Source organism: Flavobacterium sp. UGB4466 (assembly GCF_903469665.1).
GTDB classification, from domain to species: Bacteria; Bacteroidota; Bacteroidia; order Flavobacteriales; family Flavobacteriaceae; genus Flavobacterium; species Flavobacterium lipolyticum.
On the sequence record NZ_CAGKLC010000035.1, the window covers coordinates 21,999 to 42,695 of the forward strand.

General features: G+C 37.3%; 15 protein-coding genes. 2 read left to right on the forward strand and 13 right to left on the reverse strand.

The genetic code is table 11. From position 1 onward, the window contains the following. Window positions 1-71 precede the first annotated feature (71 nt). The 4 genes from JO950_RS10845 to dinB form a co-directional block, all read right to left on the reverse strand. Entirely contained in the window at window positions 72-698 is a 627-nt protein-coding gene (locus JO950_RS10845; RefSeq protein ID WP_202702659.1) for an alpha-ketoglutarate-dependent dioxygenase AlkB, read from the reverse strand. A gap of 48 nt (window positions 699-746) precedes the next feature. Continuing rightward, window positions 747-2,135, reverse strand: a complete 1,389-nt coding sequence (locus tag JO950_RS10850; protein ID WP_202702660.1) for an exonuclease domain-containing protein — start codon at window positions 2,133-2,135, stop codon at window positions 747-749. 113 nt (window positions 2,136-2,248) lie between these two features. Continuing rightward, entirely contained in the window at window positions 2,249-5,302 is a 3,054-nt protein-coding gene (locus JO950_RS10855; RefSeq protein ID WP_202702661.1) for a DNA polymerase III subunit alpha, read from the reverse strand. Further along, window positions 5,302-6,483 (reverse strand): DNA polymerase IV, encoded by a 1,182-nt coding sequence (dinB, locus tag JO950_RS10860; RefSeq protein WP_202702662.1) that lies wholly within the window; start codon window positions 6,481-6,483, stop codon window positions 5,302-5,304. Before dinB ends, JO950_RS10855 begins: the two co-directional genes overlap by 1 nt. Before the next feature lie 85 nt (window positions 6,484-6,568). Between dinB and JO950_RS10865 the strand changes: the two genes are divergently transcribed. Then, the gene (locus tag JO950_RS10865; RefSeq protein WP_202702663.1) at window positions 6,569-7,342 is read left to right on the forward strand and encodes a LexA family transcriptional regulator; all 774 of its coding nucleotides are present in this window, start codon (window positions 6,569-6,571) and stop codon (window positions 7,340-7,342) included. A gap of 292 nt (window positions 7,343-7,634) precedes the next feature. Here the strand turns inward: JO950_RS10865 and JO950_RS10870 are convergent, their stop codons facing one another. From JO950_RS10870 to JO950_RS10910, 9 genes are all read right to left on the reverse strand, one after another. Beyond that, entirely contained in the window at window positions 7,635-9,356 is a 1,722-nt protein-coding gene (locus tag JO950_RS10870; protein WP_202702664.1) for an ATP-binding protein, read from the reverse strand. Between the two features lie 109 nt (window positions 9,357-9,465). Next, window positions 9,466-10,587: a universal stress protein gene (locus JO950_RS10875; RefSeq protein ID WP_202702665.1), complete on the reverse strand. Its 1,122-nt coding sequence runs from the start codon at window positions 10,585-10,587 to the stop codon at window positions 9,466-9,468. Between the two features lie 78 nt (window positions 10,588-10,665). Then, window positions 10,666-11,742 (reverse strand): porin, encoded by a 1,077-nt coding sequence (locus JO950_RS10880; protein ID WP_202702666.1) that lies wholly within the window; start codon window positions 11,740-11,742, stop codon window positions 10,666-10,668. A gap of 248 nt (window positions 11,743-11,990) precedes the next feature. Further along, window positions 11,991-12,542, reverse strand: coding sequence for a K(+)-transporting ATPase subunit C (locus tag JO950_RS10885; RefSeq protein ID WP_017496757.1), 552 nt, complete (start codon window positions 12,540-12,542; stop codon window positions 11,991-11,993). 95 nt (window positions 12,543-12,637) lie between these two features. After that, window positions 12,638-14,671: a potassium-transporting ATPase subunit KdpB gene (kdpB, locus tag JO950_RS10890; protein ID WP_202702667.1), complete on the reverse strand. Its 2,034-nt coding sequence runs from the start codon at window positions 14,669-14,671 to the stop codon at window positions 12,638-12,640. A gap of 199 nt (window positions 14,672-14,870) precedes the next feature. Then, window positions 14,871-16,592 carry a potassium-transporting ATPase subunit KdpA gene (gene kdpA, locus JO950_RS10895; RefSeq protein ID WP_202702668.1) on the reverse strand — a complete coding sequence of 574 codons (1,722 nt, stop codon included), beginning with the start codon at window positions 16,590-16,592 and terminating at the stop codon, window positions 14,871-14,873. 130 nt (window positions 16,593-16,722) lie between these two features. After that, complete coding sequence (kdpF, locus tag JO950_RS10900) at window positions 16,723-16,800, reverse strand: K(+)-transporting ATPase subunit F (RefSeq protein WP_072975519.1); 78 nt, start codon at window positions 16,798-16,800, stop codon at window positions 16,723-16,725. Between the two features lie 202 nt (window positions 16,801-17,002). Next, window positions 17,003-17,284 (reverse strand): hypothetical protein, encoded by a 282-nt coding sequence (locus JO950_RS10905; RefSeq protein ID WP_202702669.1) that lies wholly within the window; start codon window positions 17,282-17,284, stop codon window positions 17,003-17,005. A 301-nt stretch (window positions 17,285-17,585) separates the two neighbouring features. Beyond that, window positions 17,586-18,929, reverse strand: a complete 1,344-nt coding sequence (locus tag JO950_RS10910; RefSeq protein ID WP_202702670.1) for a sigma-54 dependent transcriptional regulator — start codon at window positions 18,927-18,929, stop codon at window positions 17,586-17,588. Between the two features lie 438 nt (window positions 18,930-19,367). Between JO950_RS10910 and JO950_RS10915 the strand changes: the two genes are divergently transcribed. Beyond that, window positions 19,368-20,369 (forward strand): LLM class flavin-dependent oxidoreductase, encoded by a 1,002-nt coding sequence (locus JO950_RS10915; RefSeq protein ID WP_202702671.1) that lies wholly within the window; start codon window positions 19,368-19,370, stop codon window positions 20,367-20,369. Window positions 20,370-20,697: the final 328 nt, after the last annotated feature.

Consider the following 20,697-nt stretch of genomic DNA (forward strand, 5'->3'; position numbering starts at 1 on the left):
ATTTTCTACACTATTTTAGAATAGAAATAACGCCTTTTTAGTTATTTTATTTCAGCACAAGTTTTAGAAAATCAGCTTTTTCTGTTCGTTCTCCTAAAGGTTAAGTTGATTCTTGGTAAAACATCGCGTGCGGTTTTTGGAACCTGATGTTGCCAAAAACTATTGGTTGTTCCAGACATTAACAGAAAGGAACCATGATGAAGCGGAATCTCTACCTGCGGGATTTCTTTCCGGAATTTATGACGCAATCGAAACATGCGGGTTTCTCCAAAAGTGACCGAAGCAATAATGGGGTCTGGTCCGGAGTTATGTTCTTTATCACTGTGCCAGGAAACACCATCATTGCCATTTCGATATAAATTAAGCAGGAGACTATTAAATTCAAGTTGGGTTTCTCTTTCGACACGGCCTCTGATAGTTAATAAATCATAAGTCCAGTCAGGACCATTTGGATCTGCTCCAACATTATCTTTATCTTCGTACCATGAAATCATTCGGGGAGCTGTAACAATTTTATCATACATTTCCATTTCATATTCTCTCCATTTCGTTTGATGAAGTATTCTTTCATAAAAACGATCGGATTCTTCTTTGGCAAAAAAGTTGTCGATCAAAATAAGTTCTGCATCAGGCAAATCAAATATTTTTTTTCCTTTCAAGCCTGTGGCAAATAATTCGGTATCGCTAAATAGTGTCATAAGTCAATACTTTAAGTTTATAGCTCTATTTTTAAAATTAGATTCGTTTTATATTCTTGATGTCAGCAAATTTTTGTTGAAAAACACTTTTCGGGGATTCTTTTCTGCATAAGCAAAAATCAACTGTACAATGTATTGATTGCTTTTATATGGTGTGGCATAATTTTTTACTTCTGAAGGATCCGTAATCGCAACATCCAACGGAATATATCCCATACCATAAAAATGACCATTTTCTATCCAAATGCAACTGCGTTCGTGCGCTGTTCTTCCTTTTTCTATAATGGCAAAAGTGGGTCTGTTATTTAATAAAAAATCAATAGCATTGTCGACTTGCTCATTGTGGAGGAAGGTATCCGGCAAGTCTTTTACATCATTATTTTGAAATAGTTCTCCTTCTTCAGGTTTTGAATATTTGCAAAATCTATAATCAATTTCAAATCGTTCTGCTAAACCCCGCAGTATATTTGTTGCTTCGTGTAAACTACTGAAGTGCTCGATACACGACTGAAATTTATTGAGTTTTCCAATAGCCAGGTACTTGTATCCATTACGGGCTTCATATTGATACAATCCAAATTTCGGTTCAAATCGCTTTAAAGCTCTATTGTAAGTTGGCCAAAGATGTTTGATTTCAGTACATTCTAACAGAAGTGCCATCAACTCGTTGCCACAAATTTCATAGGAAATAGAATAAATATCCCGTAAGAAATGTTGTCTTTGCGGATTGATATTGTGGCCGCTGAAATGAGAAGCAACGCGTTTTTTTATATTAACTGCTTTTCCCACATAGATTACTTTTTTTACCTCATTATAAAAATAATATACGCCTGGTTTTTCCGGTAAATTATTAAAATCTTCCGGCGGAAGGTTAGGAGGCAAACGCTGATCCTGTGCCGTGTTTTTGATCATTTGTTCCATATGACCTTCGTCGTCCCATTCCAGTAATCGAGAGAACAATATAGCAGTAGCTTCTGCGTCGCCTCCGGCACGATGCCTGTTTTCTAAAGGGATGTCGAGCGAATTGCAAAGTTTTCCTAAACTATAGGAGGCGAAACCCGGTCTGATTTTTCTGGCTGCGCGAACGGTACATAACTTTCTGGCCGTCCATTTGAATCCGGATGCCTCTAGCTGGTGGCGAACAAACGAATAATCGAAATTGACATTATGAGCAACAAAGATCCGGTCGTTTAGCAATTCCATTACTTTTTCGGCAATATCATCAAAAATAGGAGCATTGGCTACCATTTCATTGTTGATACCCGTTAAGGCAAAAATGGGAAGCGGTATTTCCTTCTGCGGATTTACGAGCGTCTCAAAGCGTTCCATTACTTTTTTGCCGTCGTGAATGACAATGGCAATTTCTGTAATGCAGCTGCCACTGGCGTTACCACCTGTGGTTTCAATATCGACTATGGCATATTCCTGCTTTTTCATCTTATTTGTATAATGTCTAACTTATTTCTTTTTAGTTTTCAGTCTCAGTCTCAATGTGCATTTTTTTAAGGACTGTTTATTTGGCTGAAAACGGTGTCGACTGTGACTGAAAACTAAAACTTCATTCGGTGTCGGGGTAAATTAATTTCATGTCCTTGCGGATAAGGCTCCCGATGTGTTGGGCTGACATCTTCTTTTATCTGACGCTGTGTTTTAAACTGATCTTTAGCATCCATATAACGCGGATCGGGAATAAAAGGCATTTTGGCCATTTTGGTTATGGTAATGGTTGGAAAATGATAATCGACTTCGACATTTCCTAGCAAAAGATAGCAGCCACCTCCCTGAAAAGGATAGTTTGCGAGACTGTCCGGAAAATGTGCGGTGTCAAAATAAGTACCTTCATGATCGATCCAGGTGCCAAAATACATGGTTCCTTTTTTGGTAGGAACCTGTTTTCTTGAAATCAAATAAGCAAGCATGCGAACCTGTTTTTTATGGCAGGCTGTTAAATCTCTGGCCATGATATCACCTCGGTATTTAGTTTGTAAAAGGTCAAAAACAGTACAGGAAACAGGAAAACTCAAGAGCTCAATCTCATCAAAGGCATCTTCATATAAAGAACGTTCCAAAGTAGGAAGTTTGTATTCTTTTGCCGGTTCCTGTATCAGCCTCAGATTTCTGTTTTCGGGTTTGAAATTGTTCAAAAGCAAACTGGCAATAACTAAAAGCTGATTTTTGGTTTTTCCTGTAAAACGAAAAGCATCTATAAAAATTAGAATTTTCATGTTTTCAATCCCGATAGGAATTCTGTTGATAAAGTCCTCCAATGAAAGAAAAGCACCATTTTTCTCGCGTTCTGATTCGATCAAATGAGCTGTTTTGGATTCCAGACTCTGCACATGCATAAAACCCAGATAAATGTCTGTACCGTATAAAGTAGTCTGATATTCACTTTTATTCACGCAGGGGTTGTGTATGCTTCCGCCTGACATACGTGCTTCGTGTACATAAACCTCGGTTCGGTAAAATCCGCCCTGATTGTTGATTACCGCTGTCATAAATTCTACCGGATAATAAACTTTCAGGAACAAGCTCTGATAACTTTCTACCGCATAAGAAGCCGAATGTGCCTTGCAAAACGAATATCCCGCAAAAGATTCAATTTGACGGTAAATTTCCTGACTCAGTATTTTGGGATGTCCTTTTTGAGCACAGCAGGCAAAAAAATTGTCTTTTACCTTTTGCAAGGCTTCAAGTGATCGTCCTTTTCCGGACATCGCTCTACGCAGGATATCACCATCTGCAGCGGGTAGCCCTCCATAATGTTGTGCGATTTTGATCACATCTTCCTGATAGACCATAATGCCGTAAGTTTCGCCAAGCTGTTCTTTAAAAACGTCATGGAAATACTGAAACTGATTGGGGTTATTATGGCGAAAAATATATTCTTTCATCATTCCGGATTGTGCTACACCAGGGCGAATGATAGAGGAAGCGGCTACCAGAATTTTATAATTGTCACAATTCAGCCGGCGTAGTAAACCACGCATGGCAGGGCTTTCGATATAAAAACAGCCAATAGTGCGACCCTGAGCCAGATAAATGTTGCATAAAGCTTCGTTTTTAGAAATCGAAGTATTGCGAATATCGACTTTTATCCCTCTGTTTTTCTCGATGAGTTTTACACTGTCATCAATATGGCCAATGCCTCGCTGACTCAGGATATCGAATTTTTCGAAACCGATCTCTTCGGCAATGTGCATGTCGAAAAGCACGATAGGAAAGCCTTTTGGAGGCATTTCTAATGGCGTATAATTCGTAATAGGTTCTTCGGAAATCAAAATACCACAGGCGTGCATACTGCGTTGATTGGGGTATTTGCTAAGCATTTGACCATAATACTGAACCTGTTTTACAATTTTATTTGTTTCGTGAAGCTCTTCGGGATTTTTAGCGAGCATGTCCAGTTCTTCTTTCGGAAGACCAAATACTTTTCCCACTTCTCTATAAATAGAACGGTATTTAAATTCGACATTCGTACCGCAAAAAGCCACATGATCTTTGCCGTATTTCCCGAAGATATATTCCAAAATTATATTGCGTTCCTGCCAGCTCCAGTCAATATCAAAATCAGGAGGAGTTTTGCGGTTGAGGTTTAAAAAACGTTCAAAATATAAATCCAGTTCAATAGGGCAGATATCGGTGATTCCGAGACAATAGGCGATAATACTGTTGGCACCGCTTCCACGACCAATATGCATAAAACCCTGACTGTTGCTGTATTGTACAATATCCCAGGTGATGAGGAAATAGCCACTGAATTCTAATTCATCAATAACTTTCAGCTCTTTTTCGACACGTTTTTTGGCTTCCTGATTCTCGTCTTCATAACGGTTTTTGAATCCTTCCCAAGCCAGAGCAGTCAGTTTTTCTAAATCTTCCTGACGACTATTAGTATAGAATTTTTTGTTTTTTGGAACTCCAAAATCATATTCAAAATTACAGCAATCAATTATTTTCTGAGTATTGCTTATAATTTCAGGATATTTTTCATAAAAAGGCAAAAGAGATTCCGAAGACTGCAGAATTTCAGAAGCTTTACAGTAATCAGATTCGGTTAGTTTAGATAAGATAACATTAGTATCAATGGCCCGGAGAATTTTATGCAGATTGTGTTCTGTTTTAGTCCTAAAAGTAACAGGCTGTAAAATGACCATCTGATTCATTTTATTTTTGTGTTCGGATGTAAAAAGCTTGGAAACTTCGTCTGTTCGAATCCCGATGAATTCATTTTTACGAAGAACTTCCGGAGCATTTTCTAAAGTATAAATCACGAAAACGGATTTAAATTCAGGTGCAATTGAAGGCAAAAGTTCTCCGCTGAAATTATGATGGGTTAAGAAGCGGTTCATTTCTGCCAAACCTTCCGCATTTTGTGCCAGACCAATATATCGGAATTGATGACGGCATCGAAATTCCATTCCCACTAAGGGTTTAATCCCTTTTTCCTGGCATGCTTTTATAAAATCATAAATTCCGGTAACGGTATTAATATCTGTAAGTGCCATTGCTTTTACCCCACAAGAGACGGCCTGGCTAATCAATTCTTTAAGCGGAATTGTGCCATAACGTAATGAATGGAAGGAATGACAATTAAGATACATTATTTGGTACGTTTTAAAATTTCGTCTTTAGTATTGGGTTTAAAAGAAGCCCCCGCGCAACGCATTACAGCATCATAGCCATAACGGTTTTTTATTCGGTCCATAGCGGCGTAGAGTGATAACATTTCCTGGGTGTCTTCAAAAAGATCAATTTGATAGGTTCCTCGTACAAGCCCGCTAAAGCGAATACCAATTAAGCGAAGCCGCATTCGACGTTGGTAGACCTTATCAAATAATTCGGTTACATTTTTGGTCAGAATATGATCTGCAGAGGTATAGGCAATTTTAGATTGTTTGGTCTCGGTATCAAAATTGGCATAACGTATTTTAACCGTAATGGTCGAAGTCAGCCATTGTTCAGCGCGAAGCTGGAAAGCCAGTTTTTCGACCATTCCTAAAAGTATTCTTTTGAGTTTTGCAATGTCAATCGTATCCTGAGAAAAAGTAGTTTCGGTAGATATTGATTTTCTTTCCGTATAAGGTTCAACGGGAGTGTGGTCGATTCCGTGTGCTTTTTTCCAGAGCTCCAGACCGTTTTTACCAATCATTTGCTGTAGCACCTCGGCAGGCATTTCGGCCAGCGTCTGAATTTTGCGAACACCAATTCTGGACAAAAGCTGAAAAGTAACTGCTCCGACCATTGGAATTTTCTGAATCGATAAAGGATTTAAAAAGTCCTGTACATTTTGTTCCGGAATTTCAAGCTTTCCTACCGGTTTGCCTTCTCCGGTTGCAATTTTAGAAACCGTTTTATTAATCGATAATGAAAAACTAATAGGCAGACCGGTTTCTTTCATTACAGATTGAGCCAGCTCATTAGTCCATTTATAGCTGCCGTGAAATTTATCCATTCCGGTAATGTCGAGATAAAATTCATCGATGCTTGCTTTTTCTAAAACAGGTGCTTTTTCCTGAAGAATTTGTGTAACATCATGCGATAATTGCGAATACAATTCCATATCGCCTTTCATTACTTTCGCATCAGGACAGAGTTTTAATGCCATACGAATGGGCATAGCAGAACGGACTCCGAATTTACGGGCTTCATAAGAACAAGAGGCAACAACGCCACGATCACCACCTCCGATAATTAGAGGTAATCCTTTTAATTGTGAGTTGGTTAACCTTTCACAGGATACAAAAAAAGTATCCAGATCCATGTGTACAATTGCCCTTGCCATTTTCTTGTTTTTTGGAATAAACAAAATTAGCACAGATAATAACATTTTTCGTATATTTGCTGTTCCAAATTATAACAAATTAATTATGTCCTTATTTTCAGACAACATCAGAGCATTAAGGGTTAAGCATAAAATATCGCAGGAGAAATTAGCTGAAAACCTGAGTATTACAAGAGGGAGATACGTGAAATATGAAGACGGAACTTCGGAAGCACCGTATGACATTTTAAAGAAAATCGCCTTGTATTTTCATACCAGTATCGATTTATTATTGTCAGTCGATATTCGGAAAATAAACATCGAAAATTTGATAAAACTCGAAGGGAATCGGCTTATTCTACCTATTCAGGTCGATAATTTTGGAGAAAATTATATCGAAATTGTATCCCAAAGAGCAAAAGCAGGTTACCTGAACGGATACGCCGATCCGGAATATATTGAAAGTCTACAGCAGGTTTCTCTTCCGTTTTTAGGTCCTGGGAAACATCGCGGATTTCCGGTCGAAGGTGATTCAATGCCGCCACACGAAGACGGATCGATTATTATTGGACGTTATGTGGAAAGGCTGGGAGAGGTGATGGACGGTAAAACGTATATCCTGATTACCAAAAATGAAGGAATGGTTTATAAACGTCTCAATAAGAACAAAAAAAATAGTCTGGTTTTAGAATCAGATAATAGTTTTTACCCCAATTATGAAGTGAAAGCTTCTGATATTTTGGAGATTTGGGAATACGAGTGCAACATTGGCCGTTCGGACAAAAAACAGCAATTGTCTGAAACGGAAAGTATGAAAGAACTGCTTCTTCAGGTCAAAAGAGAGGTGATGGAGATTAAGAATAATACGGCGAATACATAAGATTTCAGAACGAAGATTAACGATTTTTGATCTAAACCCGATTTATAATTGATATCCGTTTGTCGGTCTGAGCGGAGTCGAAGACCCTTTTACGCCAGGAAGCCCTTCGACTCCGCTCAGGGAGACTATAGTCAATAAAAAAACTAGAAACTTTTACAAATGTCGTTAAGTTTGGAGATTTTAGAACAAAGATCAACGATTTTTGATTTTTGATCTCGTGTCGTTAAATAACGAAATTATCGATTAAAACATCTGAAGTCAACAATCGTTAATCAACAATCTTATTTAAGATCTAAACCTTCAACGAAAACCAAAACGTACTTCCCAGGCCTAAATTACTCTCAACACCAATAGTTCCGTTTTGAGCCTCAATAAATTCTTTACTGATGGCGAGTCCTAATCCGGTTCCTGATTTCTGACTTCCCGGAATCTGAAAATATTTATCAAAAACTTTGTCTTTGTAGCGTGCATCAATTCCTTTTCCGGTATCAATAACCTGAAACGTAATTTGATCGTTTTCTTCTTTTAAGCGGATGGTAATCGTACTTTTTTCAGACGAGTAGGTGATCGCATTCGATAAATAATTAATCAAAACCCATCCTGTTTTTTCACTGTCGGCTTTTACATTTTGCAAGTGTTCATTGGCCTCAACGATGAGTTTTATTTGTTTTTGCTCTGCCTGAATTTTTACCGCTTCGGTAGCATAATTTACAATGGCGTACGGATTGCTTTTTTCGATATTTAACTGGATATTCCCGGTTTCTAATTGAGATAAATTAAGCAATTCACCCGTAATTTTCAATAAACGCTGACTATCTTCTTTAATGCTTTCGACGAGTTGTTTCTGATCGTCGTTCATCTCTCCCGTTTTATTATTCTGAAGCAATTGAAGACTCAGTTTTATAGACGCAATCGGTGTTTTTAATTCGTGTGAAACGGTTGCAATAAAATTAGTTTTTGCAAAATCGAGTTCTTTAAATAAGGTAATATTTCGAAGGATGATAACATCTCCAATATTAATTTCCTTTTCTTCGCCTGTTGGAGTTATGGTGATATTGATCGTTTCTTTATCAAAATAACTTTCTTTTCCGTGGGCAAAAATCTTCATCGGCTGTTTTTTCTGAGAATCATTTGCCGGTTCTTTCAGGATCAAAGAGCGAATCAAATCATTGGAAACTGCCAAAGCAGAAGCGGATTGACCAATAACATCTTCCAGTTTCATTCCGATAATTTTCAGAGCTTCGTCATTCACAAACAAAATAACACCTTCATGGTCTAGTCCAATAATAGGATCGTGCATGTTATTGATTAAAGTTTCCAGACGTTTTTTCTCAAAGAATAATTTGTACAAACTACTATTGTTGTATTCCTGAAGTTTTTGCGCCATGGTATTAAAAGATTTTGCCAGATCACCGTATTCATTGTGATTGGTAAAATGCACCCGTTCCGAATAATTTTTATTGGCAATTTCTTTAATACTCTGGGTCAGTTCCTTAATCGGATTAGCGATATTATTGGGCAGATTAACCAGTAAATTAAAAGCGATTAAAAAGCAGAGCGTTCCTACAATAGCAATCCATAAATTGGCATTTTCGGCGGTATGTTTGGCAATATCGCTTTTTTGTTTGATGGCATCGAGATTGAGTTTCATAATCGAAAAAATATCCTGCCTGATTTGCGCTTTCACCATTTCGTTAGAACCGTTTTTTTCTAAAAGGGCAAAGTCATTTTCCAGTTTGGCAGTGGCTTCTTTTTCTCCGGGTTCTGTAACATTGTGGGTTTGTTTCTCCAGATATTCCTTAAAAGTATGAATCGTACTATCACTATTCACTTTGATTTCATCTAGTGACAAAATCATATTTCTGGAATATTCCAGCGTATTGTAATTTGCTTTCAGAATATTTTCGGTATCTGCTTTTATCAGAAACACAGCATATCCGCTTACTAATGAGAGTATAATAATCATTAAAAATAATAATCCGACTCCCAGATTCAATTTGGTTTTAATTCTCATAATTTATTTTTTATGTGAAATGTAGTTTGTAAAATGTGAGATGTTATTGGTGAGATGATGTTTTCGCTTCATACTTTACATCTCACATTTCACATGAAACATTTTACATTTAAGACAATATAACAAGATCCACATTTGATAAAGACAGACTATTTAACAGACGTCTGAAAATGGTTGTAGACAAAATTACTTTAAATAAATTTAAATGTGGTTTTCCAATACAAACCGTTGTGATTTGTTTTTCTTCAACAGTCATTAAAATAGCATCTGCGATGTTTTTGTTCTCTACTTTAATCACTTCGGCGCCCAGTTGTACGGCCAGTTTAAAATTATTAATCAGATAGCGTTGTTTGTCTAACGCAATTTTGGTACTGCTTTCTTTTGGAGTTTCTACATATAAAACATACCAGGATCCATTGTAATAACTAGCCAGACGCGCCGCTTTTCTGATTACAATTTTGGCTGTTTTATCGTTGCTGCTAATACAGGCCAGTAATTTTTCGTGTCTTAAAGCATGCAGTTGAGGTACTTCGTTTTCTACTTTTCGCACTACCTGGCTGGCTACTTCTTTCAAAGCCAATTCACGCAACTGTAAAATTTGTTCCGATTTGAAAAAATTAGACAAAGCGGTCTGAATCTTATCTGCTGTATAAATTTTTCCTTCTTTCAGCCGCGCAATCAAATCTTCAGAGGTCAAATCGATATTTACAACTTCATCGGCCAATCGTAAAACATTATCCGGAATACGTTCCTGAACATCAATACTCGTGATGCGTTTAACGTCTTCATTTAAACTTTCAATATGTTGAATATTTACTGCCGATATCACATTGATTCCGGCTTCCAGAATTTCCAAAACATCCTGCCAGCGTTTTTCATTTTTGCTTCCTTCAACGTTGGTGTGTGCGAGTTCATCGACAATTACAACTTCGGGTCTAAGGTTGATAATGGCCTGTACATCGAGTTCTTCCAGCTCTTTCCCTTTATAGAAAATGGTTCGCCGTGGAATCACAGGCAAACCAGATAAAAGCTCATGCGTTTCTTTTCGCATGTGCGTTTCGATGTAACCAATTTTTACATCAATTCCATTTCTTAAGAGTGAATGTGCTTCCTGCAGCATCCGATAGGTTTTACCCACACCGGCACTCATTCCGATGTAGATTTTGAATTTTCCCTTTCGTGATTTCTGAATTAAATCGAGAAAGTGCTGTGCATTATTTTCTTTTTCCATATTTTTTGCTTTAAGCAATAAGCTGTAGGCTCTAAGCAGTAAGACGAAAGCTTACTGCTTAAAGCCTATGGCCTAAGGCTAAAAAGAAATCGCCAGCGAAGTCGTTACAAATGTATTGGTATCCGTTGGGAGATTGTTTTTTGTGAAAATTTCATCTTTACTGGAAAGATTTCTAGCTTCTATTCTAAACATTACATTGTCAGTTACTAAGTAATCAAAGTTAGCTGAAAATCCGTAAGTTTTAAAACCATTTGGAGTTTCTGTGGCAATAATTACTCCTTTTTCATCACTGTAATATTCGCCACGAGCTGCCAGCTGGATTTTATCTGTAGGTTTGTATTGGACAATCAAAATCGGAGAAAACCAGGTGTCGTATTTGTTACTGTTTTTAGCCGACTGTTGTGAACCAATATCAAAACCAGCCGTGATGTTTGTTTTGTCGGTTACTTTAAATTGTCCGTAGAAATTATTAAAGTAACGCCATTTTTTGTTGATATCCGGTTGTTCATTTCCAACATAAGTGCTCCAGTTTAAAACCACTTTGTCTGTTGGTTTGTAAGTGACCTGAGTTCCAAAAGCCGGAGTTTGGTTGCCTTCTACTTTTTGGATACGCTGCCAGCCGTTTAAATACATACCGGCTAAATACCATTCTCCGGACTCCGAAGTGTAACCAATTTTAACTCCCGTTTCATAATAAGGAGAGTTTTCAGCCAGAATTCCTCTGGTAAGATTTTGACAATCCTTTCCAATAGCACTTTCAAAACCAAGATGCGAAGGCATAATTCCCGCATCGACCCATAAATTATGAGAAGAAGAAATCTTCACTCCCACATTTGCTTCATATACATTTTTTAATAAACCTTGTTCGGCAGCCAGGTTGTACTCGGCGTAAGTTCCGGCCATCAGCGCAAAATTTCCGCGTACATTGCCTTTGCTGTAGTTTACTTTTGCTAATCCTAAATTGATGTTCATTTCATTACTTCTATTGTAGTTATAAATAAACCCCGGGCGAGTATGATTATCCGGTTTTGCGAAATCATAGCTGTAATAAACGTCTACATATCCTGAAAATGTAAACGGACTTTTAGATTCTTCCTGAGCATGTAAATTGCTAAAACCAAAAGCGATTAAAGCAGTAAGTATTGTTTTTTTCATTTTGTTTTGATTGTGAGGAAACAGTGTCCTCGGGTAGTAATTTATTTAGTAGATTTTTTAGGAGCTAATCCCGCTATTCACTGCAATCTTTTGTGTCCTCCGCGGCGGACACAAAAGGATTTCCGTTTCTATCGGGGCTAGGGTATTTGGGGCAAAAAGGGGTTTTGTATTATAATCGATTTTATATCCGAACAGGTTTCCAAAACCTGTTCGAAGAAAAACCTTAGAATCTTAGTATCTCAGTACCTTTATTTCAACTGATCAAGAGCAATGTTCAATTCCAGTACATTCACCGTTGATGGACCTACAACAGCGGTATTGATTTTAGATGCTACCAAAGCTTTCACTTTAGCTTCGTCTAATTTTCTTTCTTTGGCAATACGTTTTACCTGAATCAAAGCACCTTGTGGTGAAACATTCGGATCTAAACCGCTTCCTGAGGCCGTAACCATATCGGCAGGAATCTCTGATTTTTTCAGGTAGGGATGAACGATTAAGAAAGTATCCACTCTTTTTTGAACCAAAGCCAGATATTCCGCATTGCTTGGTCCTTTATTGCTTCCCGCACTTCCGGCAGCATTATAATCTACAGCCGAAGGTCTTCCCCAGAAATAATTGGACTTATCGAATTTCTGACCAATTTTTTGGTACCCTACCACTTTTCCGTTAACCGAAATGGTTTCTCCTTTTCCTTGATTTGGAGCAAATTGAGCGATTCCGTAGATTGCCAGAGGATAAATAACGGCAAACAAAATTACGGTGATCAGTGTAAGTTTTAATAGTGAAAGTATATTTTTCATTTTTTTATTTTTTAAGTTTCTGAGATTCTAAGTCTCTAAGATGCTAAGGAAAAAACTCAGAACCTTAGCAACTTAGTTCCTTAGTAACTTCATGTTTACATAAATAGAGCAACAACTATATCAATTAACTTAATTCCGATAAAAGGTACAAGCAAACCGCCTAAACCATAGATCAATAAGTTTCTTTTTAAGATCGCACTTGCTCCGATTGGTTTATAATCGACACCTCTTAAGGCTAATGGAATCAATATAGGAATAATCACCGCGTTAAAAATTACAGCCGATAAAATAGCACTTTCCGGACTGTGCAGACGCATGATATTTAAACCTTCCAATGCCGGGATTGCCGTGATGAAAAGAGCAGGAACAATAGCAAAATATTTCGCTACGTCATTGGCAATGGAGAAAGTAGTCAGCGTACCACGAGTCATTAATAACTGTTTTCCAATTTCGATGATCTCGATTAATTTTGTTGGATCATTGTCAAGATCCACCATGTTTCCGGCTTCTTTAGCGGCCTGTGTTCCGCTGTTCATGGCAACACCCACGTTAGCTTGTGCAAGAGCAGGAGCATCGTTGGTTCCGTCACCCATCATGGCAACCAGTTTACCCAGATTTTGTTCGTTTTTAATGTAGTTCATTTTATCCTCAGGTTTTGCTTCGGCGATAAAATCATCAACACCGGCAGCCTCGGCAATAAACTTCGCAGTAAGCGGATTATCTCCGGTTACCATCACCGTTTTAACGCCCATTTTTCTCAAACGGTCAAAACGTTCTTTCATTCCCGTTTTAATGATATCCTGTAATTCGATAACCCCTTGAACCTGATTGTCTTTAATAACCACCAGCGGTGTTCCTCCTTTAGACGAAATATCAATTACCTTTTGAGCAATATCTTCAGGGAAAGAGTTTCCAGCCTGCAGTGCTATGTTTTTGGCGGCATCCTGAGCCCCTTTTCTAATATTGGTACCGTCTTTTAAAACAACTCCGGAAGTTCTGGTTTCTGCGGTAAATTTGATTAAAGTAGCACCTTCAATGGATAATTTACTGGCAAGTTCGGCTCCTGCCAATTCTACGATACTTTTCCCTTCCGGAGTGTCATCTGCCAATGAACTTAGCACGGCTGATTTTATAAAATCTTCTTCTGAAACCCCTTTCGCAGGATAAAAATTCGTTGCTTTTCTGTTTCCGATTGTAATGGTTCCGGTTTTATCTAAAAGTAAAACGTCAATATCTCCGGCAGTTTCAACCGCTTTTCCTGATTTTGTAATAACGTTAGCACGTAATGCTCTGTCCATACCCGCGATACCAATAGCTGAAAGCAAACCACCAATTGTAGTTGGAATTAAACATACAAACAAAGAGATGAAAGCCGCAATTGTGATAGGTGCATTTGCGTAGTCAGCAAACGGTTTTAAAGTCACACAAACAATGACAAAGATTAAAGTAAAGGCAGCCAGTAAAATCGTCAAAGCAATTTCGTTTGGTGTTTTCTGACGGCTTGCACCTTCTACCAAAGCAATCATTTTGTCTAAAAAGCTTTCTCCTGGTTCAGACGTTACAATTACTTTGATTTTGTCTGATAATACTTTTGTTCCGCCGGTTACAGAGGATTTGTCACCTCCGGCTTCTCTAATTACAGGGGCGCTTTCTCCTGTAATGGCACTTTCGTCAATGGTAGCCAATCCTTCGATAATTTCACCGTCAGTGGCAATTAAATCGCCTGATTCACAAATGAAGATATCTCCTTTTTTCAATTGAGAAGAACTGATGTTTTTGATCTCTCCGTTAGGTAAAATTTGTCGGGCCGGAGTTTCTTCACGTGTTTTTCTTAAACTGTCGGCTTGTGCTTTTCCTCTGGCTTCAGCAATAGCTTCAGCAAAATTAGCAAACAACAAAGTGGCCAGTAAAATTAAAAATACAATTAAGTTGTAAATGAAACTACCCTGATCTGCAGCTCCCATTAAAATGGAAACACAAACAGCAAACATAATGGCGGTTCCTATTTCTACGGTAAACATTACCGGATTTTTGATCATCAATTTTGGATTAAGCTTTACAAAAGACTGCACCAAGGCTTCTTTTACCTGTTTGCTTTCAAACAATGATGTGGATTTATTATGAGTCATTTTTTTATATTATTTATTAGTTGACTGTTTATTTTAACACATAGAAACATAGATTTTTTCTTTTGAGATTAAGGACGTTTTACTTTCATACATTCACATAGCTATGTGAAAAAATGAGTTTTTCTTTAATTTTCTTTTGATTTCATAATAACTATGTTTCTATGTGTTTAAAAAACATCGTTTAGCATTGAGAAATGGATTATTTTAGTGTAAAATATTCTGCCAATGGACCTAAAGCCAACGCTGGGAAGAATGATAACGCAGCAATAATTGCGATTACGGCAAAAACCATTATTCCAAAAATTGTAGTATCCGTTTTTAAAGTTCCTGCACTTTCCGGGATGTATTTTTTACCTGCCAGTAAACCTGCGATAGCCAATGGTCCAACGATTGGAATAAAACGGCTTAACAATAAAACAATTCCTGTAGTGATATTCCAAAACGGATTATTATCTCCTAAACCTTCAAAGCCTGAACCATTGTTGGCTGCACTTGAAGTATACTCGTATAACATTTCCGAGAATCCGTGATGTCCCGGATTGTTAAGCCAGCCTGTTGCATTTCCGCTAAACCACCATCCCATTGCTGTGTCATTTGCTGCAAAATAAGAAGCTAAAGCTGTTCCGGATAAGATTAATAAAGGGTGAAGAATTGCGATGAAAGCTGCAATTTTAACTTCCCGTGCTTCGATTTTCTTTCCTAAAAATTCAGGAGTTCGACCCACCATTAATCCGGAAATAAACACAGCCAGAATAATGAAAATGTAGAAGTTCAAAATACCAACACCACAACCACCATAAAACGCATTCACCATCATGGCAAGCAATTCCATAGCACCAGAAACCGGCATTGAGCTATCGTGCATACTATTTACAGAACCTGTAGAGATTACTGTTGTAGCAATACTCCAAAAACCTGAAATGGCTGGCCCTAGACGAGCCTCTTTTCCTTCCATTGCTCCAGTGGTCTGAGCGATTCCCATTTTCTCAATAGCAGGGTTTCCGTTCATTTCGCTCATTACCGTTGGGATAACCAGTAACAGAAATCCAACCGTCATAACACCAAAAATGACATAAGATAATTTTCTTTTTTTCAGATAAAAACCTAAAGCAAAAATCATGGCAAACGGAACAATTAATTGTGCCCATAATTCAACCGCATTACTAAAATAAGTTGGGTTTTCTAACGGGTGTGCTGAATTGGCTCCAAAAAAACCACCACCATTGGTACCGATATGTTTAATTGCAATAAATGCTGCGGCAGGTCCGCGGGAAACTTCTACGGTATCACCTTGTAAAGTGGTAATTGCATCTTTTCCTTCAAACGTCATAGGAGTTCCGCTAAACAATAGAGCAACTGCTACAATAGCAGAAAGAGGCAATAAAATACGTGTACAGCTTTTAACAAAATAATTGTAAAAGTTACCCAGTTTTTCAGTTGTTCTTTCCTTCATTGCAGTGAAAACCATTGCAGCTGCGGCTAGTCCTACACCCGCAGAGACAAATTGAAGGAACATCAGTAACATTTGTGACAGATAAGAAACACCGCTCTCCCCTGAATAATGTTGTAAATTACAATTGACAACAAAGGAAATGGCAGTATTAAAAGCCAGATCCGGACTCATTGATGGGTTGTTATCGGGATTTAAGAACAACGATCCCTGGAACAATAAAACAAAGAAGCAAAGAAAGAACCAAATCATGTTAATACCTAAAAGAGCTTTTAAGTGTTGTTTCCAGTTCATTTCTTCAGTGGAATTGATACCGCTGATTTTAAAGATAATTTTTTCAATTGGATTGAAAATGGGGTCAAAAAGTGTTTTGTCACCTAAATAAACTTTAGCAATATATTTTCCTATTGGAATGGCTAAAACTATCGTGATGATAAAAATACCAATGACACCTAATAATTCTGTATTCATATTTTGTTTGTTAGAAATTAAATAAAGTTTAAGCTTTTACAGATACATGATAAGTATGATAAAGGCTAATGTCCAAGCCATGTAAACAGATACCAGAAATATTTTTTTGGATTGTGACTTTTTCATTTTTTTAGAATTTTTCGGGTTTAATTAATACGTAAACCAAATAGCCAAAAACGGCGATCGAAATAATAAATAGTGCTGTCATGATTTAGATTTTTTCAAAAAATTCAACAGATTTGAAACAGATGCCAAAGAGCAGGGCACCCAGTGCGAGTAAAAGAAAGGTGATTAACATAGATTATTGGATTATTAGATTATTGGATGTTGGATCATTAGATTGTGATTTGTGAGATGTTAATTGTGAATATGATTTCATTTTACTTTTCACATCTTACAGTTTACTAAAATCAGACTCCTGAAGTATTAATTTGTCGGATGTATTCAGCCTTAAGCGTTTGTGGAAAAAGATGAGAGATATTGCAGTGACGCATTTCCATAAAAGAAGAAACAGAGAAAACATATACATTTGAAATGGCGTTTTTAGTTTCGAAACTTCCGCTGATGAATAGGCGTTCAGCAAGTGCAAGACATTTTTTTGCCCGAACAATATTGCCGGATATAATTGATTTTTTGGTTATCTCAGCAAAGCGTTCCGCTTGTTTGTAGATTGAAGTGACTTGATTTTTCATGAGAATGAATTTTTGTGTTCTTCCCACTTATGCCAAAAGTCAGACCTAAATTGTAAAGGAATAGGTAAGGTGTTGTTGATAAACGAATTGCGGGTTTGTGCCAAAAATGAGGCAAAAAAAAAGCCTATCAAAATGATAAGCTTTTATTGAAATGATAAGGAAATTTTAAGTTGCTTGTGAAGTGTGAAAAGTAAAAAGCGAGGTGTAAAAGGTAAAAGGTGAAATAGGATATTTAAAAAGTAAAAGGTCAGAATTTCACAAATCGCATTTCACATTATCACATTGTCACATTGTCACATTACTACTGAATCCCGTACTCGTCTAATTTTCGGTACAAAGTTGCAATACCAATTTCGAGTAAACGGGCAGTTTCGGCCTTATTTCCTTTCGTATAGTTTAAAACCTTCTGAATGTGCAGTTTTTCAACACTCTGCATCGAAAAGGCCGACATTTGTTTGGTGTTTTTTTCTGATTGATGTTGCATTTCGTATGGTAAAACATCTGAGGTCAGCGTATCGTCACTGCTTAGAATAACCGACCTTTCGATAATGTTCTTAAGTTCACGAATATTTCCCGGCCAGGAATAATGCTCGAGCTTTTGAATAAAATCGTCCGTTACATGCAGTGTCTTTTTATTCGTTTTTTCAGAGAATTGTTTGACAAAAGAGTGCGTCAAAAGTGCAATGTCTTTTATTCTTTCACGTAATGGTGGCAGCGTAATCTCAAAAATGTTGAGACGGAAATACAAATCCGAACGAAAACGATGTTCTTCGCTTTCTATTTTTAAATCTCTGTTTGTTGCGGCTATTAGCCTGAAATTTGATTTCTTTGGAGTGGTATCTCCAAGCGGAATGTACTCGCTGGTTTCTAAAACACGCAATAATTTGGCCTGCAGTTCAATAGGCATTTCCCCAATCTCATCCAGAAATAAAGTACCGCCATTGGCCTCTTCAATAAAACCTTTTTTATCTTTTAAAGCTCCGGTAAAAGCACCTTGTTTATGTCCGAAGAGCTCGCTTTCGAGGATTTCTTTGCTGAAAGTACTGCAATTTAAAGCGACAAAAGATTTACCTGTACGATTACTGTTTTCGTGAATAGCTTGCGCAAAAACTTCTTTTCCGGTGCCGGTTTCTCCCGTTAGTAAAACAGTCGAGTCCGTTTTAGCTACTTTTTTGGCTAAATCGACAACCTGTTCGATTCCTTTTGATTTTCCAATAATAGTATTAAAAGAGTATTTGTCTCCAATGCGTTTTTCAAGTTGTTTTACTTTTTTTTGCAAATGCACTTTCTCGACAGCTTTATAGAGTAGTGGAATAATTTTATCATTATCGTCTCCCTTTACAATATAATCGAAAGCACCATTTTTCATGGCCCGAACACCATCAGGAATATTCCCGAAAGCGGTGAGTAAAATTACTTCAATTAAAGGAAAGCTGGTTTTTATGTTCTGCAAAAAGTCTACACCATTTCCGTCGGGCAATTTTACATCACATAAAACGACATCAATATCGGTTTGTTCGAGTTTCTTGAAACCTGATTTTAAATCTTTGGCTTCAATTACTTCAAATCCTTCCGATTTAATAATGCGTGCCAGAAGACTTCTTAGTTTTTCTTCGTCGTCTATAATTAAAATTTTATGTGTCATTTGGGGATATTGTTAAGGAGGGGAGTTAATTTCGAGATACAAATTTACTCTTTAAATCTTTTGACTTACGTATTGTGGGATAAATTTGAAGAAAAAAAGGAGGGATGAATTCAGGTTTAAAAAAGTAAAGCTTCCGGTTTTTTCTGAAATTGCTCCAGCGGAGCAAAATATTTATAGCAAATGTAATTTTCCGGTATCAAGAAGCTCCGGCGGAGCGAAATATAAATCTTTTGTTACGTTCTTGAATGAAGTGAAAAAATTTTATAAATATAGAATCTATGTCTCTAGTAGTTAAAAGCAATTATGCTAACAGATTATTGAAAGATAGTATTCACTAGTGTTCCGTTTTTACGAAAGAAATATTATAAATCTATTAACAACAGAAAATAAAAGGGATCCATGTAAATGAAGTAGTTTTGTATTCTAGCATTTTTTTATATGAAAAACCCAATTTCAGTCTCATTATTAGAGCTCGCTATCATTACTCAGGATAGCAATGCCAAAGAAACATTTCAAAAAACAAAAGAAATAGCGCAACTAGCAGATAATTTAGGATACAAGCGATTCTGGCTTGCTGAACATCACAATATGGCACATGTTGCCAGTTCGGCTACGGTGGTGTTAATTGGTTACATTGCCAGTCAGACTCAAAATATTCGGGTGGGTTCCGGTGGAATCATGCTGCCCAATCACTCTCCTTTAATAGTAGCAGAGCAATTCGGAACCTTGGAAATACTTTATCCGGGCAGAATCGATTTAGGTTTAGGAAGAGCGCCCGGTACAGATCAACCAACAGCTGAAGCTATTCGAAAAGATTTCTTTGAACAGGCACAGCGGTTTCCGCAAAACGTAACCAAACTTCAGGATTACTTCTCGGTAGAAAATGCAACAGCAAAAGTACGAGCATTCCCAGCCGAAGGAACAAATGTTCCTGTCTGGATTTTAGGCTCAAGTATGGATAGTGCTGCCCTTGCTGCTGCTTACGGATTGCCTTATGCATTTGCCGGGCATTTTGCTCCCCGACAAATGATACAGGCGTTTGAATTCTATCGTGAAAATTTTCAGGCATCAGATACATTGGATAAACCCAAAACCATGGCATGTGTCAATATCGTTGCCGCAGCTACCAATGAAGAAGCCGAAAGATTGTCTACAAGTCTCTATCAGATGTTTTTAAATTTAATTCGAAACGACCGCAAAGGATTACAACCTCCTGTAGATTCACTTGATGATATTATGAGTGAAGAAGAACGCTTCCATGTGAATCAAATGACAGCTTGTACTTTTACCGGAGATAAAATACAGCTGGAGGCAGATCTTAAAAAGTTTATCAGTTATGCACAGATTGACGAGTTAATGGTAACCAGTCCAATATTTGATCGTCAGGCTAAGCTTAAAAGTATTCAAATTACAAAAGAAGTTATCGATAGCCTAAATTAAATGACTACATATATATAATAGTAGATTGGTTTATTGTACTAATATAGTATATAACCCTACAGGTTTTGAAACTTGTAGGGTTTGTTTTTTTACTATCTATATATAAGGAGTAATTCTGTCCAGCTGAGCGAAAATGCAAGAAAAGTAGTTTCTGTCCGGCTGAGCGAAGTCGGAGCCTTTATCCGCTACTATCGGGGCTAGGGGATGGGTTTTCAAAGGAAAGATCGGTCATAAAACAAAAACTTCGGGTCTTTGCGTCATTGCGAGATTAGTAAAAACCCAGTAAAAATGGGGCTTTGTATCTAAGAGTTTCATTTGAGAGAAGAAA

Coding starts and splice junctions, on each gene's coding strand:
- JO950_RS10845 (WP_202702659.1), bottom strand. CDS start 698: ATGACACTATTTAGCGATACCGAATTATTTGCCACAGGCTTGAAAGGA.
- JO950_RS10850 (WP_202702660.1), bottom strand. CDS start 2,135: ATGAAAAAGCAGGAATATGCCATAGTCGATATTGAAACCACAGGTGGT.
- JO950_RS10855 (WP_202702661.1), bottom strand. CDS start 5,302: ATGTATCTTAATTGTCATTCCTTCCATTCATTACGTTATGGCACAATT.
- dinB (WP_202702662.1), bottom strand. CDS start 6,483: ATGGCAAGGGCAATTGTACACATGGATCTGGATACTTTTTTTGTATCC.
- JO950_RS10865 (WP_202702663.1), top strand. CDS start 6,569: ATGTCCTTATTTTCAGACAACATCAGAGCATTAAGGGTTAAGCATAAA.
- JO950_RS10870 (WP_202702664.1), bottom strand. CDS start 9,356: ATGAGAATTAAAACCAAATTGAATCTGGGAGTCGGATTATTATTTTTA.
- JO950_RS10875 (WP_202702665.1), bottom strand. CDS start 10,587: ATGGAAAAAGAAAATAATGCACAGCACTTTCTCGATTTAATTCAGAAA.
- JO950_RS10880 (WP_202702666.1), bottom strand. CDS start 11,742: ATGAAAAAAACAATACTTACTGCTTTAATCGCTTTTGGTTTTAGCAAT.
- JO950_RS10885 (WP_017496757.1), bottom strand. CDS start 12,542: ATGAAAAATATACTTTCACTATTAAAACTTACACTGATCACCGTAATT.
- kdpB (WP_202702667.1), bottom strand. CDS start 14,671: ATGACTCATAATAAATCCACATCATTGTTTGAAAGCAAACAGGTAAAA.
- kdpA (WP_202702668.1), bottom strand. CDS start 16,592: ATGAATACAGAATTATTAGGTGTCATTGGTATTTTTATCATCACGATA.
- kdpF (WP_072975519.1), bottom strand. CDS start 16,800: ATGACAGCACTATTTATTATTTCGATCGCCGTTTTTGGCTATTTGGTT.
- JO950_RS10905 (WP_202702669.1), bottom strand. CDS start 17,284: ATGAAAAATCAAGTCACTTCAATCTACAAACAAGCGGAACGCTTTGCT.
- JO950_RS10910 (WP_202702670.1), bottom strand. CDS start 18,929: ATGACACATAAAATTTTAATTATAGACGACGAAGAAAAACTAAGAAGT.
- JO950_RS10915 (WP_202702671.1), top strand. CDS start 19,368: ATGAAAAACCCAATTTCAGTCTCATTATTAGAGCTCGCTATCATTACT.